This is a genomic window from Streptomyces griseorubiginosus, from assembly GCF_036345115.1.
GTDB classification, from domain to species: Bacteria; Actinomycetota; Actinomycetes; order Streptomycetales; family Streptomycetaceae; genus Streptomyces; species Streptomyces griseorubiginosus_C.
Genome location: NZ_CP107766.1, coordinates 1177052 through 1192876, shown reverse-complemented (window position 1 = coordinate 1192876; position 15825 = coordinate 1177052). Strand labels below are relative to the sequence as shown.

Below are 15825 nucleotides of genomic sequence, written 5' to 3'. Positions count from 1 at the left end.
GACACGACAATGTCGGAGCGCAATCCCATGGACAAGAACACGACATCGCGACAGCGGGCCCTGGTGGTCGGCCTCGGGATCAGCGGGACTGCCTCCGCACTGCGACTGCATCGCGCGGGCTGGGACGTGGTGGTGCTGGAGAAGGCCCCCGAGCGGCGCCGCGGCGGATACTTCATCGCCCTGTTCGGGACCGGGCTCGCCGCCGCCGAACGGCTGGGCTTCGCCGACGCGGTGCCGAATCGCTTCGCCCCGGAAAGCGTGAGCTACGACGTCGACCGTACGGGCCGGCGCCGCCGCGGTATGGGATACGCCGATGTGTTCGGCGGGTCTCGCATGGTGATGCGGGGCGACATCGAAGACGCGGCCTTCACCGCCCTGCCCGACGAGGTCGAGATCCGGTACTCGGCCGTGCCGACCGCGCTGGACCAGTACCTCGACGGGGTGGACGTCGAGATCCGCGACCTGACGACGGAGACGACGACCGTCGAACGGTTCGACCTGGTGGTCGGGGCGGACGGACTGCGCTCGACGGTGCGCCGGCTTGCGTTCGAGGCCGAGCAGAGCTCGATCCGTCGGCTGAACTACATGATCGCCGTGTACGGCCTGCCCGAGCCGGTACCCGGCTACGGCCCACAGGACGGGCTGGTCATGGCCGAGGCGGGCCGGTCGGTATGGGTGTTCTCGTTCGCCGACCGTCCGCCGACGGTGCTGTTCTCCTATCGCACCGACGACGTGGACGCCGAGTTCACCCGGCCGGCCATCGACTCGCTGCGCGCCGCCTACGGCCCCGAGCCCACCGGCTCCACGCTCGGTTGGCTGCTCGACCAGTTCGAGAAGGCCCCGGACCACCTGTTCGACTCCGCCGAGCAGGTGCACCTCGACCACTGGCACCGCGGCCGAGTCGTGCTCGTCGGCGACGCCGCGTGGTGCCTGACCGTCTACTCCGCCATGGGGGCCTCCACCGGCCTCGCCGGGGCGGACCTGCTCGGCACCATGCTGGAACGCCACCCGCACGACGTTCCACGAGCGCTGCAGGACTGGGAGGACCACCTGCGCCCGTTCATCGACCACCATCTCGGCAACGCTGTGAGCCAACGCAGTTTCTTCACCCCGGGCAACCGCGCCGAGTTGCTGCTTCGGTCCGCGACGATCCGCCTCGCCCGGCTGCCGATCGCCGGCCGGCTGCTCGCCAGGATGATGGCCAACAGGGCGCGGATGAAGAGTCTGGACATCGCCGCCGCTGCCGCGTGACTGGAGTTCTTCGAATACGAGCGGGAGAACGAGTGCATTGGGGTTCACCCGAGCTGCTTGCTCCACGCGTCGTTGCAGCCGCGGTCGACGAGCCTGGTCCAGTCTGCGTCGAGGGTGGCGACTACCGTGGTCTGGCTGCGGGTGCCGCACTGGCTGCACGCGATCCCGGTCTTGCGGCGGGATCCGGCATGGCTGACCACCCCGCGACCGTCGGCCGAGACGGTAAGCCGGGGACGTGACCTGGTGGTGTGCGCGCAGGAGGTGCCTTCCCCCGCGAGACGACAGAAGCCTTGGACAAGCCCTGTCGTCCCAGGTCAGAAGGCACCTCTGCCGTGTCGCTCATGATCCGGACACGCCTCCGAGTGAAACGCGCGGGCCAGGGCGTGTTCCCGTGCCCGTTGCCTCGCCGCCGGGCTCAGAACCCGGGGAAGACCCTGCGCAGGTCGTCGAGGGTGACGGTGTCGCCGGTGAGGGTCACGGAGGGCGGGGTGTGGGCGGGGGCGTGCCGACCGGTGACGAGGCGCAGCCACCACTCGGCGGGAGCCGTCAGCACGGCGTCGGCGTTCTCGGGTTCGCCGGTGAGCGCGACCGTCTCGCCGACCGAGAGACCGAAAGCGCGCTCGGGTGCGGTGGTGTGCACCGCGACGGCGACGGGGCGGTTCTCCAGGGCGTCCGCCTTGCCGAGGAAGCCCAGCATCATGCCGGCCTGGTCGAGGAGCGGCCCGGTCGCGGCGGACGCCAGGGTCGTCGACGGGTCGAAGGCCACCTCGACGTCCCACGAGTGGTGGGTGAACTCACCGAGCCGGAGCCCCGCCGCGGTCGCGACGTCCACCGGCGCGGGCAGGAAGCCGAGGTCGATCCGGAGGTCGCTGCGGGCCCCCGCGTCGAGGCCCTCGTAACGTTCGACCAGCGCCTGGTTGGCGGTGACGAAGCCTTCGGCGCGCTCGGCCGGGGTCATCGCGTCCCAGCGGGCCCACACCGACTTGTTGAAGTCGCCGTCGGGAGCACCCGTACCGCCGGTCGCGCCCTCCAGTACGGCCAGGCCTATTTCGGCGCCGCTGCCCAGATGGCTGAGCACCTGGGAGACGTCCCACTCCGTCGCGCCGGACGGGCGGGTGAGATCGGCGGCGGTGAGTCCGTGCACCACAGCGGCGAGGTGGTCGTGCCCGCTGCGCAGGGCGTCGATGATCCGGTCTGCGGCTTCGGTCATGTTCGTGTCCTCAATGAAGGCGATCTGATTCGGAGTTGTCGTCACACAGGCGATCTGGAACGAGCGCTTGGAGATGGGCGTACGGCATTACGGCACACCGGGCGCCCTCGTCCGGAACGCGGCGAGTTCGTCCACAGCGCCGCGCGTGAGGGCGTCGGCGCCCCGGGCGTCGAAGTCGGCGGACCAGCCCGGGACTTGGCATTCGAGCATCGTACGGGTGAAGAACGGCAGCCCGTGCGTCATAAAGCCGAGCCGATCACCAGCACGCTTCCTCGGTCAACGGCCTCAGCCGCACGCCGATGTCGAGGAGCCGGTCGGGATCCTGGGCGGGCATGCCGAGCCGTAGTACGGGATGTCGGCCAGCGGGTGTACGGCCATCAGCGGCACCCGGGCCCCGTGGTCGCCCAGGTCGGTGGCGGCACTGATGTCGTCGACGCTCGTGCCGTTGCAGCCCATACGGAGAAGGTAGAGCCGACCTGCCGTATTTGACAACCCAGTACAGAACCATCTAGGTTTCTGACTGTTCAGTCCACAACGATCGCGAGCCCCCGGACAGGCTGCGTGATCTGTACATCACGAACGTCGGCCTGTCCTACATCGGCGGCGGTGTCCGCGAGTCCTCGCCGTCGAACCTGAGCCGGGTGCTCGGCGCGTACGCGATCACCTGCGCCGCTTACTTGCTACTTGGTCCGGTCTTGCCGGACCGCGACGCTGCGAAGGCGGCTTGGAGGTTGAGACTCATGGCACAGGTGACCCGGCGACCGCCCTCTGGCGAGGACTCCCCGGCCGGGGGATCCCAGGCGAGCGACCGCGTCCGTCATCGGACGGTTCAGGCGGGCGGACTGGAGGTTCCGATCCTCGAGGCCGGCAGCGGGCCGCTCGTGGTGTTCCTCCACGGGTTTCCCGACCATGCCGCCAGTTGGGCAGCGATCCTCGACCGTGTTGCGCAGGAGGGGTACTGGGCGGTCGCGCCCGCCCAGCGCGGATACTGGCCCGGCGGCGCGGCTCCCGACGGCTCCTACCGCATCGCCTCGACCGGCCAGGACGTCCTGACCTTGATCGAAGCGCTCGGTCGTGAGCAGGCGGATGTCATCGGCCACGACTTCGGTGCCGCGGCGGCGTACGCGGCAGCGACCCTCGACCCGAAGCGTGTCCGCAAGCTGGTCGCCATGGCGGCTCCCCATGGCCGTCAGACGATGAACGCCTTGGTCACCGACGGCGACCAGCAGCGACGCAGCTGGTACATGTTCTTCTTCCGGACAGCCATGGCGGAGGCGGCCGTCGAGCACGACGACTTCGCCTTCATCGACCGGCTCTGGCGGGAATGGTCACCCGGTTACGAGCTGCCGGACGCGGAGCGGGCGGCGCTCAAGGAAACCCTGGGTGCTCCCGGAGTCCTGACCGAGGTCCTGGGCTATTACCGCCAGTTGTTCACGCCGCCCACGGACGAGGCGACCCAAGCCCTGGAAGCCCGGGCCTTCGGCGCCATCACCGTCCCGTCGCTCTACCTCCACGGGGCCGACGACAACTGCTTTTCCGTGGAGGTGAGCGACGGCATGGACGACCTGTTCACGAACGGCTTCGAACGCATCGTCATACCCGGCGCGGGGCACTTCCCGCACCTCGAACAGCCCAAGACGGTCGCCGACCACATCGTGGGCTTCCTGAACGGCTGACCCCCTCCACGGACCACCCCAGAACTCGAAGGGCTGACCGAAACCATGACTCACAAGGAAAGGCAGGAAGCCATGGCTGTGACGACTCCTCCGGACACGAGCGACGCACTGGCCGAGGAAACCGTCGACGCGGTGGTGATCGGCGGGGGCGCCGCGGGACTGAACGGTGCACTGATCCTCGCCCGCTCCCGCCGCTCGGTCGTCGTGATCGACAGCGGCTCCCCGCGCAACGCGCCCGCGGAGGCCGTGCACGGCCTCCTCGCCCTGGACGGCACCCCGCCGTCCGAGATCCTTCGACGGGGCCGGGAGCAGGTGCGCCAGTACGGCGGACGCGTCGTGGTCGGCGAGGTGGTCTCGGCCGAGTCCGCCGCCCCGTCGGCGGACGGGGACCTGCGGTTCACCGTCACCCTGGCCGACGGCCGCAGCATCACCGCTCGCCGCATCCTGGTGGCCACCGGCCTCAAGGATGTGCTGCCCCAGGTGCCCGGGCTCGCCGAGCACTGGGGACACAGTGTGTTGCACTGCCCGTACTGCCACGGCTGGGAGGTGCGCGACGAGCCCATCGGCGTCCTCGCCACCGGACCGGTCTCAATCGAGCACGCGTATCTGTTCCGTCAACTGACCGAGGACCTGACCTACTTCACCCACGGCACCGACCTGGACGAGGACAGCCGCGCCCGCTTCGCCGCCCGCGGCATCCGCGTCATCGACACCCCGGTCACCGAGGTCGTCAACGACGCCGACGGTGCCCTCGCCGGGGTGCGCCTGGCCGACGGCCAGGTCGTGGCCCGCCGCGTCGTCGCGGTCGCCGCGCAGCTGCAGGCCCGCACAAAGGGCCTGGAAGGTCTGGGCCTGCCGGTGCAGGACCTGCCGAAGGGCCGCGGTTTCGCCTCCGGCGCGGCCGGCGCCACCGAGGTGCCGGGTGTGTGGGTGGCCGGCAACGCCACCGATCTGGTCGCCCAGGTCGGGGCCTCCGCAGCGGCCGGCGTACTGGCCGGCGCCGACATCAACAGGATGCTGACCATCGCGGACACCGACGCGGCCCTCCAGAAGATCGCCGAGGCAGGCCCCGAGGCGGCCACAGGACGATCTCGAAGCCTCTCGGCTTCCTGAACGGCCAACCCACCCCCCACGAGATGGATGACACGACAATGACGGAACGCAATCCCATTCTGATCACCGGCGCCGGCGGCCAGATCGGTGGCGTGAGCAGGCTGATGGTCGACATGCTGCTCGAACAGGGCCACCCAGTGCGCGCGTTCGTGCGACGGGACGACGAACGCGCGCAGTCGCTGCGCGAGGCCGGGGCCGAGGTCTTCGTCGGCGACCTGCTCACATTCGCGGACGTGGCCGCCGCGCTGAAGGGTGTCCGGCGCGTCTACTTCAGCATGAGCCTGTCGCCGTACTACGCCGATGCCCTCACCCTGATGGCCGCGGCGGCGCGAGCCCAGGGCGACATCGAGGCCTTCGTGCACATGTCCGACTACGAGCAGGTGTACATGACGCTCGAGAAGATGACCACGCCGGAGGAGGAGCGGCGTTCCTGGCTCGGCGGACTGGTCACGGACTGGTCACCGCAGCAGCGGGCGCACTGGGTCTGCGAGCAGGTGCTGGACTGGTCCGGCCTCCCGACCGTCAACGTGCGTGCGACCCTGTTCGTCGAGAACGCCATGATCACCTGGATGCAACAGGGCCCGCTGAGCAACGGTGAACTGCGCCTGCCCTTCGACAACCAGCGGCTCGCGCCCATCGCCGCTCACGACGTGGCGGAGGTGTGCGTGAAGGTGCTGGTCGACCCCGCACCGCACATCTCGAAGTCCTACGAGCTCACCGGTCCGGAGCTGAAGGACATGTACGGGTTCGCTGAGGACTACGCAGCCGCGCTGGGACGCCAGGTCACCTACGTCCCCGAGGAACTGGAGGCCTGGCACGAGGCCTTCGTGGACGAGACCTTCCTGCGGGAAACCCTGGGCGACACTGCGGCCCAGCACGTGGCGGCGCACATGAGGACCCTGACCAGGCTGGTCGCCGGCGGGCGGTACGACGTCGTCACCGACCAACTGGAAACCCTGCTCGGGCGCCCGCCGCGGACCATGCGGTGGGCGCTGCGGAACAATGCTCACCTGCGCGAGCTGGCGGTTGCCCCGAACCACTGAGCGCTCCGGAGAGAACACGAGGTGGGGCGGGTCCCGTGTGAGGCAGCGGCCGCTGGGGCGTGATGCGGGGGCTTCGGCTCGGCGTGACAAAATGGGAGGCCGTTCGTCCGTCCTTCGATGCTGCGAGGTTCTCCGTGAGCAAGCCCGTGGGCCGCGAGCCGCTGCGCAGTAATGCGCGGTCCAACCGGGCGCGCATCCTGGCCACGGCCCGTGAGGAGCTGGGGCGGAACCCCGATGTCACGCTGGAGGAGCTGGCGCGGGCCGCCGGGGTCGTCCGGCGCACCCTCTTCGGGCACTTCCCGGGGCGGGCGGCGCTGGTGGAGGCACTCGCCGAGGAAGCCGCCGAGACGTTGCGGAACACGGTGGAGGCCGGGCCGGAGCCGGGGGAGTCGGCCGAGCAGGCGTTGGCGCGGTGCGTACTCCGGATGTGGCCCGTGGGCGACCGCTACCGCATGCTGCTGGCGCTCACCCGGCGGGACCTCGGCTCCGAGCGCGTCGCCGAGGTGCTCGCGCCGGCCCGGGAGGCCGTCACCGGAATCCTGGAGCGCGGGCAGCGGGACGGCGTCTTCCACTCCCATCTGCCACCGGCCGTGCAGAGCACAGGCCTGATGGCGTTGATCGTGGCTCTGGTGGAGTCCGTCAACACCGGCGCGCTGGAGGACGACGGGCACCGGATCGCCACGGCCACCCTCATCGCGGCCGGCGTGCCGAAGGATCGGGCGAGCGCGGTGGTCGAGGAGGTTGCGTCGGCGATGGCTACGGCTCCTCCGGCCCACGGCACCTGATTCCTCGCCGGCCGACCCGTTCGACGAGGTGTCCCGGGCGTCGTCGCGGCGGAGGGTGACCGACTTGTGGGAGAAGTGGGCGGTGAGGCCCTGCTCCGTGGTGATCACCGAGCGCGGTCGGAGGCCGTCGGGGATGTTTTGCGGCGCGATCGGCTCGGTGAAGACCTGACCGAGCAACGTCTGACCGGCCTCGGGCCGGGCGACGCGGCCCGCGACCTCGAGGTCCTTGCAGGTGACGCGGTGGCCGGAGGCCGCCGGGACGGTCTCGTCGCGGTGCCCGGGCCTCGCTGTCGTCGTCCGACTTCGTCAACCCGTCCATTCGCAGGGCGAGTTCGCTCACCGGCAGCCGGAGCCGTCGGTGGGTTCGTGCAAGTACGAGCACGGGCACGGGATTTCAGACGGGACCCGGCGGCGACCCGGACTTCCGTACCTGATCGACCTTCGCGGCGGCGGCGGCCGGGGCGACTCCGGCGGCGATGAGGGTGGCGGTGGCTGCGCCGGTGCCGTCGTCGGACCAGAGGCCGCAGTCGGCGCAGTCGAGCAGGGCCAGCAGTTGGGCCTCGATGGCTCGGCCGAGCGGGTCGGGCGGGACGGTGGTCTGGAAGACGCCCTGTCGGCGGCCGTGGGCGAAGACCCTCGCGGCCATGTCGCGGGCGGGGGTCAGCAGTTCGTCGACGCGTGCGCGTGCGAGGTCATGGCCGCGGGCCAGCCGGATCAGGGCACGGTAGCGGTCGCCGACGGGCCACATCACGAGGACGAATCGCGCCAGGTCCGCGACGGCGTCGGGGGTCGGGGCCGGGGCACCCGCGACGGCGCGCCGGATCGCCTCCGCGGCCTCGGCGGCCAGACCCTCGACGAGCGCGGCCCGGCAGGCGAAGTGGACGTACACGGTGCGCCGGGCCACACCGGCGGCACCGGCGATGTCCTCCAGGCTGCTGTCGGGGTCGCGGGTCAGCTCTCGCCGAGCCGCGTGGAGGATCCGGGCACGGGTGGCCCTCGCGTCCCGACGCTGCGCCGGAGTCGAAGCCGGAGCAGGAGGGGGCGGCGTCTCGTGGGGCCGGGCCGGAGACCGTCTCGGCGTCGTCGTCGGTGTTCGTGCTGGTCGGCTGGTCACGTCGGTACCTCGAGGGCGGGTGGGAGGAGGGAGCCATCGATAGTTGCACATCGAGGGGCAATAAACTAACGTGCACATCGATGGGCAATTAAGTGCTTCCGCTCATCCGCCCGTCCCTCTCAGGAGCTACTGATGCCCTTCCTTGCAAACACCCCCGTGGAGAAGATGACCGGGCCGTACGCGCGGCGCTGGTGGGCGCTGCTCGTGCTGTGCCTGAGCCTGCTGATCACGGTCATGGCGAACACGTCGCTGATCGTCGCCGCCCCCGACATGACCACCGACCTGGGCCTGAGCAGCAGTGATCTGCAGTGGGTCGTCGACAGCTACACCGTTCCGTACGCGGCGCTGATGCTGGTGCTGGGCGCGATCGGCGACAAGTACAGCCGGCGCGGCGCGCTGGTCCTTGGTCTGCTGCTCTTCGCCGCCGGTTCGGTGATGGGGAGCCTGGTCGACGAGACCTCGCTGGTCATCGTGGCCCGCGCGATCATGGGTGTCGGTGCCGCGGTCGTGATGCCGGCCACACTGTCCCTGGTGGTCGCGACCTTCCCCCGGAGCGAGCGGGCCAAGGCCATCACCGCCTGGGCCGCGACCTCCGGGGTGGCGGTAGCCGTCGGCCCGCTGGTCTCCGGCTGGCTGCTCGAGGACCACGCCTGGGGCTCGACCTTCCTGATCAACGTGCCCATCGCCATCCTGGCCGTGTTCGGCGCGCTCGCCCTGGTACCGCCGTCCAAGGCTGAGGGCATGGGCCGGATCGACTACGTCGGTGGTCTGCTGTCGATCGTCACCGTCGGCTCCCTGATCTACGCCGCCATCGAGGGCCCGCACTCCGGCTGGGGCGTCGGCCCCGTCACCGCAGCCGTCGTCGCCGCTGCCGGTCTGGCCGCCTTCGTCGCCTGGGAGCTGCGGCACCCCCACCCGATGCTGGACGTCCGAATGTTCGCGCGGCGGCCCTTCAGCGGCTCGATGCTCGCGGTGATGTTCTTCTTCTTCGGCATGTTCGCCGTGATCTACTACTCGACGCAGTTCCTGCAGTTCGTCCTCGGCTACGGCGCCCTGGAAACGGGTGTACGGCTGCTGCCGCTGGGCGGTGCGGTGTTCCTCGGGTCCGCGGTGACCGGGGTGCTCGCCCCGAAGCTGGGGGTGCGGGTGATGGCCGTGACCGGCCTGGCCATCGGCACGGCGGGCATGTTCCTGCTCACCCAGATCGACAAGGGATCGACGTACGGGGACTTCCTGGTGCCGCTGATGATGCTGGGCCTCGCGCTCGGACTGGCCATCTCCCCGGCGACCGACACGATCATGGGCTCCTTCCCCGAGTCCGAGCTGGGCGTCGGCGGTGGTGTCAACGACACCGCGCTCGAGCTGGGCGGGGCGCTGGGCATCGCGGTGCTGGGCTCGCTGCTGGGCACGGCCTACCGGGACGAGCTGACCGACCTGGTGGGCAACCGCCTCCCCGCGGAGGCGATGGAGACCGCCAAGGACTCGGTCGGCGCCGGCCTGGCCGTCGCGCAGCGGGTCGGGCAAGATCCCTCCGCCGGGCCCCAGCAGGCCCAGGCCGCCGTGGACGCCGTCCACCAGGCCTTCGCCCACGGAGTCGCCCAGACCAGCCTGATCGGCGGGATCATCATGGCCGCCGGGACACTGATCGTCCTCGCGGTCCTGCCGGGCCGGCGCGCCTTCGCGAAGCAGAGCGCCGAGCCGGAGGCCGGGACTACGGCGAGCGAGACGGCGACTGCGCGGGAGCACACCGGGTCCACCCGTTAGTTCGCCGGCGGGACGTCCACTGGATCGCACCGGGGACGCGTCCGCGGGATCGACGGGCGACGCGTCCGCCGGGCACCGCCTCCGCCCGATCGCCCGCCAGGCGCGTCGGCCAGGAGCCCGGCGGCGCGAGACGCGCAGGGCGCGGCCGTGGTCCACGGTCCACGGCCAGCGGGTCTCCCGCCGGAACACCTCACCGTCCTCGGCCTCCGGGCCGCCCCGGGGCTCTCCTCCGGGGCGGCCCGGAGGCCAAGGGTCGTGAGGTGACAGCGGCAGTCGCCGCAGACGCCGCCCTGTGACGACGGTCATGCCCGATGTGACCGTCGTGAACATCGCGCTGCCCGAGGCGCAGCAAGACCTGGGCTTCAGCGACGGCAGCCGGCTGGGGGTGCCCCCTCTGGGTGAGGGTCATCACGGGGTACGCGCCGGCGTTCGGCAGCCTGCTGCTGCTCGGCGGCCGACTCGGTGACCTGCTGGGCCGACGCACCCTCTTCGTGATCGGCCTGGCGGGTTTCGGGGCCGCGTCCGTCGTCGGCGGCGCGGCCGGCAGCTTCGAGATCCTCGCCGCGGCTCGCGTGGCCCAGGATCTGTTCGTAGGGCCATCGCCTCGTCGGCCGCGACCGACGACCTGACCTCGCACAGGCCCAGCGCCCTGGCCGCGGCACAGGCCGGCGTCGAGGGCTGCACGTCCACCCTCGCGTGCCCTGCCACCTGCGATGACTGCTGTCCTCAGAGCACGAGTCAGCGCGGGAAGGCGGGGCATCTGCCGCGCACCGGAGACCTCCTGCCCACGGTGAAGTTCACGAGGCAGACCTCGTCGCCGCCGCGGGATCCCGCTCCCCGGATCCCGCTCCGCAGATCCCGTCTCGTGGACGCCCTCTTGACGTGCGCTCCGGCCCGATCGACACTCCAATCGGGAATCCTAGTGAACAGGTAGGGAAACATGGGGCGCCTTGAGTCGTCGGCCACCGGCCGAGTGCACCGTACGTCTCAGCCCTCGCCTCTTCTGACCTCCCGCCGTCACATCGATCTGCTGCGGGTCTGCAGCGCGATCAGGCCCCTGGGCTGAGCCCGGCCGCACCCACCCGTTCCGCACCCGAACGGCACACCCCTGCCGCCGTGCACGGGGACGGCCGCCCGCTCCCGCCCGACGTCGCTTCCGCCGCGCGTACGTCTGCGCCCGAATCCCGGGGAGACCCATGTCCGTCACACCGCTCGCCCACGTCCCCACCACCCAGCCGAGCCCCGCCTTCCGCGGCCGGATCGGCCAGGACGCGCGCAGTGGGCACTACGCCGTGCCGCGCCGCTACCGGCTCCACCTGGCCGCCGCCTGTGCCGACGGCCTGCGCATCGCCGTCGTGCACAGCCTGCTCGGCCTCGACGACATCTGTCCCGTGACCTTCCTGGACCCGGTCCCCGACTGTCCCGACGGGGGACATTCCGCACTGCGCCCGCTCTACGAGGCCAGCGCGCACCGGTACACGGGCGCAGCCACCGCCCCGGTGCTCAGCGACGACTGGTCGGGGCGGATCGTCAGCACTCACGCCGCCGACATCACCCGCGACCTGGCCCGCCACTTCGGCTCCGGCCGTCCGGCGCTGTACCCGTGCGGGGCCCAGTCGGAGACCGAGGCCGTCGAGCGGATGTGCCGGGGCATCGGCCAGGCCGCCCAGCGTGCCGGGTGGGCGGGTGGTGACGCGGCGGAGCGGGCCGTCGAGCTGGAGCAACTGCTCGACTCCCTGGGCGCCTTGGAGCGCTGGCTCGTCGGGCGGGAGTACCTGATCCGGGATCACATCACGGCCGCCGACGTCGATTTGTGGGTCGCGCTGGTCCAGCTCGACACCGTGCACCGCCACCACCTCGACGCCTCCGCCGTCCAGCGCATCGCCGACCACCCCACCCTGTGGGCCTACGCCCGCCGCCTGGCCGCCCACCCGGCCTTCGGCGGCAACCTCGACCTCGACGGCATCGCCCGCCGGCACCACGCCCGCTGTCAGGGCCTGGAGGCCGCCGGGGCCGCCGTACAGATCCTGGACTGGGCCGCGCACGCCGCCCGCACGTCCTGACCCTTCCACCTGATGGACCGGCATTTGACACAGGTCAGGACGGCTGTCTTGACTTACGGCCCATCAGGGACCTGACACACTCACGGGTCCGCCGGGGACCCGGCACTCACGGGTCCGCACGAGTCCTGTGCGACCCCATGGAACAGCGACGGTGACCGAGATGTACGCAGCTCCCAGGACGGCCGCACGCCGCTCCCAGAGCTGCGTACGGCCGTACGGCGACCTGCTCGTCGCCGACCGGGCCGTCGATCTGCTCCGCGTGAGCAGCGCACTGTGTACCGCGCCGGGCCGTGCCCGCTGTCGGGGCTGACGTCCTTCCCGAGCCCCCGCGTTCCTGACCCGCACCGCGCCCGCGGTACGGCGTCGACCGCCCACCCCCCGGTACCCGTGCGTCGCGTACTGCCGGCGTAGTGCGCCGTGTTCGCCCGTGTCCCAGGGGAAAACCGACTCCCGCCGGAGCCCCTCATGAGTGAACCCCCAGGCGCCGCCGTGTCCGTCACCGACGCCCCGCCGCAAACCGACGCCCCGGCAAAACCACTCGCGGCCCAGTTCGTCCACGGCCTGGTCACCAACCCGCCCTCCGAGGTCCTCGGCAAGCCGCGGCACGCACGGACCCGGGACTTCCTCCGCAAGGTCCTCTGAGCCCCCTTCTTTCGTCACTGCCACCTCCGATTTCCCCTGTCACTTCCGACCGACAAGGACAGTCATGCGCACCCATCTCTCCCGACGCAGCCTGATACGCGGCATCACCGCGGCGACCGCCGTCGCCACTCTCGCCACCGGGCTCGCCGCCTGCGGGGGCGACAGCGACGCGGCCACCAACACGAGCGACACCGCGGGCACGGTCACCGTGGGCCGGCTCTCCAACGGCGCCGCCAAGGAGACCACCCTGAAGGTCGCCGAGGTCAAGTCCATCAGCGCCCAGCTGCCCGCCGCGCTGAAGAAGAGCGGCAAGCTCGTCATCGGTTCCGGCACCCTGCCCTCCGGCTCCCCGCCGCTGGGCTTCGTGGGCAGCGACCAGAAGTCCCTCACCGGCTCCGAGATCGACCTGGCCCGTCTGGTCGCCGCGGTCCTCGGTCTCGAGCCGGAGGTCAAGCGGTTCACCTGGGAGAACCTCTTCGTCGGCATCGACAGCGGCAAGGTGAACGTCGGCTTCTCGAACATCACCGACACCGAGGAACGCAAGCAGAAGTACGAGTTCGCCTCCTACCGCAAGGACGACCTCGCCTTCGAGACGCTCAAGACCTCGAAGTGGACCTTCGACGGCGACTACCAGGCCCTCGCGGACAAGACCGTCTCCGTCGGCGCCGGCACCAACCAGGAGCGCATCCTGCTGGAGTGGCAGAGCAGGCTGAAGAAGGAGGGCAAGAAGCTGACCGTCAAGTACTTCCAGGACAGCCCGAGCATCTACCTGGCCCTGACCAGCGGCAAGATCGACGCCTACCTGGGCCCGAGCCCCAACCTCTCGTACCACGTCACCCAGACCGCGACCACGCCCAACGCGACGAAGATCGCGGGACAGTACTCCGGTGCCGGTGAGTCCCTCCAGGGCCTGATCGCCGCGACCGCGAAGAAGGGCAGCGGCCTCGCCAAGCCCCTCGCCGACGCGATCAACCACCTGATCGACAACGGCCAGTACGCCAAGTGGCTCGCCGCGTGGAACCTCTCCAACGACGCGGTCTCCAAGTCCGAGGTCAACCCGCCCGGTCTGCCGCTGACCAACTCCTGACACACCGTCAATCCACCTGTCACCCGCACACGTCGACCTGGAAGGGGACTCCGCCTCCGTGGCCCGGCACACCCGAGTCCGCGGAGGCGGACCCTCCCAGAGACCCGCCGCACCGGACACCTCCGCCCTCGACAACGCCGTTTGGGCCGCCCTCGCCGTTCCCACCGACCCGGCCGCCTGGGCCGACCTGCCCACGCTCGTCTGCCCCGGAGCAACCGTACGGATCAAGCCCTTGGAGACCGTCCCCGACGGATGGGAGATCGTCGGCGGGGGAGTGGGCGTCCAACTCGTCGACACCGCACCGCGGGCCGAGCCCGCCCCCGAGGCGGTACGGCTCGGACCCGCCGACGTGCCCGAGATCCTCGACCTGGTCGCCGTATCAAGCCGGGCCCCTTCCTCCGGCGGACCGTAGAACTCGGCACCTACCTCGGCATCCGCGACCGCGGCCGTCTCAACGCCCTGGCAGGCGAGCGGCTCCGGCCACCCGGCTGGACCGAGATCAGCGCCGTCTGCACGGAACCCGCCCACCGGGGCAGGGGCCTGGCCACCCGCCTGGTCCGCAGCCCGGAACAACGCATCGGTCGGCCGCCGGCCACCCCAGGTCGCCTTCAGTGAGACCCTCGCGTTACTCCTCCCAGTCGAGTTGATGCTCGGGCGTGCCCACCGACCGCCCGTACGCCACCGCGTCGGCACGGCCGCGCTCGTCGCCGCGCCGATAGCGGAACACCTTCCCGGCGAACACGACGACGCGCTCGTCCCCGGCGACGAAGTCGGCGTACCAGCCGAGTTCCGGCTGCAACGCGCCCGCCAGCGCTTCCGCGAGCGCACCGACGTCCTCACCGTCGCTGTCCCACTCGACGAGGGTCCACACCGCCGGCTGGGCAGCGCTCACCCCGCCCGGCTCGACCCTGCGCACCCTCCGCAGCCGCAGTCCGCGCGGCTCGAACACCGCATCGGTCCGCAGGCTCTCGCCGATGACGTATCCGCTGATCACGTGCTGTCTCCCTGCTGATCGGGGGCTTCCTGGGCGACGCTACGGCGGGATGGCTGACATCCTGTGTCAGTCATACGTCGATGAGGTGATCGCCCGATGCGAGCGGACCGGCTGCTGTCCCTCCTGCTCCGCCTCCAGTCCCGTAGGCAGATGACGGCCCGTCAACTCGCCGCGGAACTGGAGGTGTCGGTCCGCACCGTCTACCGGGACCTGGAGGCGCTGAGCGCGGCGGGCGTACCGGTGGTGGCGAGCGGTGGCCCGGGCGGGGGCTGCCGTCTCATGGAGGGCTGGCGCAGTCCGCTGCTCGGCATCAGCGCGGAGGAGGCGACGGCCCTGCTCGCGGTCGCCTCCGGCAGCGGCCCGCTGGAACGCATCGCGCTGGGCGACGCGCTAGCCCAGGCCCGTCTGAAACTCCTCGCGGCACTCCCGGCTGCGGGCCGCGAGCAGGCGAACACGACCGCGAGCCGCTTCCACATCGACACCCAGGCCTGGTTCAAGCCGCCCGAACCGGTCCCGCAGCTGGCCGTGCTGGTGGACGCCGTACGGCAGGACAGGCGCCTGCGTCTGACGCTCGCGAGCCGCACGGGCGTGACGCGGGCGGTGGACCCCCTGGGCCTCGTCGCCAAGGCGGGCGTCTGGTACCTGGTCGTCCGGTCCGACCGGGGCATCCGCACCCACCGGGCGTCCAGGATCACGGCGGCGGAGCTCCTGCCGGAGTCCTTCGACCGCCCCGCCGACTTCGACCTGTCGGCCCACTGGGCGGCCTGGACCGCTGAGTTCGAGGCGAGCCTGGACCAACTCGCCGTCACCGTACGGCTGTCGGCGGCGGGCTTGGCGGCACTCCCACAGGTGCTCGGCGACACCGGGCCGGCGCCACGCGCGACCCCTGACCCGGAAGTACCCGACTGGCACCGCCTCGTCCTTCGCTTCGACGACCGGGAGGCCGCCTGCCGTCGCCTGCTCGGCTTCGGCCCCGATGCCGAGGTCCTCGAACCGGCCGACGTCCGGCAGGAGTTGGCGGAGACCGCCCGCCGCACCGCCGCCCGCTACCGGGACCCGACCGACCCCGTGCCATGATCGGCC

Annotated in this window: 18 protein-coding genes and 2 pseudogenes; 14 read left to right on the top strand and 6 right to left on the bottom strand. The window is 71.2% G+C overall.

Annotated features, from left to right (window positions below; translation table 11 throughout):
* Positions 1 to 9 precede the first annotated feature (9 nt).
* Positions 10 to 1251: an FAD-dependent monooxygenase gene (locus OHN19_RS05575; protein ID WP_330263057.1), complete on the top strand. Its 1242-nt coding sequence runs from the start codon at positions 10 to 12 to the stop codon at positions 1249 to 1251.
* 44 nt (positions 1252 to 1295) lie between these two features.
* Here the strand turns inward: OHN19_RS05575 and OHN19_RS05570 are convergent, their stop codons facing one another.
* From OHN19_RS05570 to OHN19_RS05555, 4 genes are all read right to left on the bottom strand, one after another.
* On the bottom strand, positions 1296 to 1451 hold the full coding sequence (locus OHN19_RS05570; protein WP_330263056.1) for a hypothetical protein: 156 nt from the start codon (positions 1449 to 1451) through the stop codon (positions 1296 to 1298).
* A 215-nt stretch (positions 1452 to 1666) separates the two neighbouring features.
* Complete coding sequence (locus tag OHN19_RS05565) at positions 1667 to 2461, bottom strand: maleylpyruvate isomerase family mycothiol-dependent enzyme (protein WP_330263055.1); 795 nt, start codon at positions 2459 to 2461, stop codon at positions 1667 to 1669.
* Positions 2462 to 2548: 87 nt separating this feature from the next.
* The gene (locus OHN19_RS05560) at positions 2549 to 2704 is read right to left on the bottom strand and encodes a hypothetical protein (RefSeq protein WP_330263054.1); all 156 of its coding nucleotides are present in this window, start codon (positions 2702 to 2704) and stop codon (positions 2549 to 2551) included.
* 42 nt (positions 2705 to 2746) lie between these two features.
* Positions 2747 to 2917, bottom strand: coding sequence for a hypothetical protein (locus OHN19_RS05555; protein ID WP_330263053.1), 171 nt, complete (start codon positions 2915 to 2917; stop codon positions 2747 to 2749).
* A gap of 284 nt (positions 2918 to 3201) precedes the next feature.
* On the opposite strand from OHN19_RS05555, the gene OHN19_RS05550 reads away from it, so the two are divergent.
* The 4 genes from OHN19_RS05550 (at position 3202) to OHN19_RS05535 (ending at position 7078) form a co-directional block, all read left to right on the top strand.
* Positions 3202 to 4137 carry an alpha/beta hydrolase gene (locus tag OHN19_RS05550; protein WP_330263052.1) on the top strand — a complete coding sequence of 312 codons (936 nt, stop codon included), beginning with the start codon at positions 3202 to 3204 and terminating at the stop codon, positions 4135 to 4137.
* 72 nt (positions 4138 to 4209) lie between these two features.
* Positions 4210 to 5250, top strand: coding sequence for an NAD(P)/FAD-dependent oxidoreductase (locus OHN19_RS05545; RefSeq protein ID WP_330263051.1), 1041 nt, complete (start codon positions 4210 to 4212; stop codon positions 5248 to 5250).
* A 23-nt stretch (positions 5251 to 5273) separates the two neighbouring features.
* On the top strand, positions 5274 to 6293 hold the full coding sequence (locus OHN19_RS05540) for an NAD(P)H-binding protein (protein WP_330263050.1): 1020 nt from the start codon (positions 5274 to 5276) through the stop codon (positions 6291 to 6293).
* Between the two features lie 134 nt (positions 6294 to 6427).
* Complete coding sequence (locus OHN19_RS05535) at positions 6428 to 7078, top strand: TetR/AcrR family transcriptional regulator (RefSeq protein WP_330263049.1); 651 nt, start codon at positions 6428 to 6430, stop codon at positions 7076 to 7078.
* A 394-nt stretch (positions 7079 to 7472) separates the two neighbouring features.
* Here OHN19_RS05535 and OHN19_RS05530 read toward each other — a convergent pair whose 3' ends face one another.
* The gene (locus OHN19_RS05530) at positions 7473 to 8192 is read right to left on the bottom strand and encodes a TetR/AcrR family transcriptional regulator (protein WP_330263048.1); all 720 of its coding nucleotides are present in this window, start codon (positions 8190 to 8192) and stop codon (positions 7473 to 7475) included.
* 132 nt (positions 8193 to 8324) lie between these two features.
* On the opposite strand from OHN19_RS05530, the gene OHN19_RS05525 reads away from it, so the two are divergent.
* From OHN19_RS05525 to OHN19_RS05490, 8 genes and pseudogenes are all read left to right on the top strand, one after another.
* Positions 8325 to 9956 carry an MFS transporter gene (locus OHN19_RS05525; RefSeq protein ID WP_330263047.1) on the top strand — a complete coding sequence of 544 codons (1632 nt, stop codon included), beginning with the start codon at positions 8325 to 8327 and terminating at the stop codon, positions 9954 to 9956.
* A gap of 304 nt (positions 9957 to 10260) precedes the next feature.
* A pseudogene (locus OHN19_RS05520) lies at positions 10261 to 10546 on the top strand (MFS transporter); the annotation flags it as partial.
* A gap of 350 nt (positions 10547 to 10896) precedes the next feature.
* Positions 10897 to 11022 (top strand): putative leader peptide, encoded by a 126-nt coding sequence (locus tag OHN19_RS05515; RefSeq protein WP_330263046.1) that lies wholly within the window; start codon positions 10897 to 10899, stop codon positions 11020 to 11022.
* Positions 11023 to 11152: 130 nt separating this feature from the next.
* On the top strand, positions 11153 to 12019 hold the full coding sequence (locus tag OHN19_RS05510; protein WP_330263045.1) for a glutathione S-transferase C-terminal domain-containing protein: 867 nt from the start codon (positions 11153 to 11155) through the stop codon (positions 12017 to 12019).
* A 151-nt stretch (positions 12020 to 12170) separates the two neighbouring features.
* On the top strand, positions 12171 to 12329 hold the full coding sequence (locus OHN19_RS05505; protein WP_330263044.1) for a hypothetical protein: 159 nt from the start codon (positions 12171 to 12173) through the stop codon (positions 12327 to 12329).
* Positions 12330 to 12484: 155 nt separating this feature from the next.
* Positions 12485 to 12661 (top strand): hypothetical protein, encoded by a 177-nt coding sequence (locus OHN19_RS05500; protein WP_330263043.1) that lies wholly within the window; start codon positions 12485 to 12487, stop codon positions 12659 to 12661.
* A gap of 64 nt (positions 12662 to 12725) precedes the next feature.
* Entirely contained in the window at positions 12726 to 13748 is a 1023-nt protein-coding gene (locus OHN19_RS05495) for a transporter substrate-binding domain-containing protein (RefSeq protein ID WP_330263042.1), read from the top strand.
* 58 nt (positions 13749 to 13806) lie between these two features.
* Positions 13807 to 14336: pseudogene (locus OHN19_RS05490) on the top strand (GNAT family N-acetyltransferase); the annotation flags it as partial.
* Between the two features lie 37 nt (positions 14337 to 14373).
* On the opposite strand, the gene OHN19_RS05485 reads toward OHN19_RS05490, so the two are convergent.
* A complete protein-coding gene (locus OHN19_RS05485; protein ID WP_330263041.1) occupies positions 14374 to 14742 on the bottom strand; it encodes a hypothetical protein in 369 nt (122 codons plus the stop codon).
* Positions 14743 to 14838: 96 nt separating this feature from the next.
* Here OHN19_RS05485 and OHN19_RS05480 point away from each other — a divergent pair, with 96 nt between their 5' ends.
* On the top strand, positions 14839 to 15819 hold the full coding sequence (locus OHN19_RS05480) for a helix-turn-helix transcriptional regulator (RefSeq protein WP_330263040.1): 981 nt from the start codon (positions 14839 to 14841) through the stop codon (positions 15817 to 15819).
* Positions 15820 to 15825 lie beyond the last annotated feature (6 nt).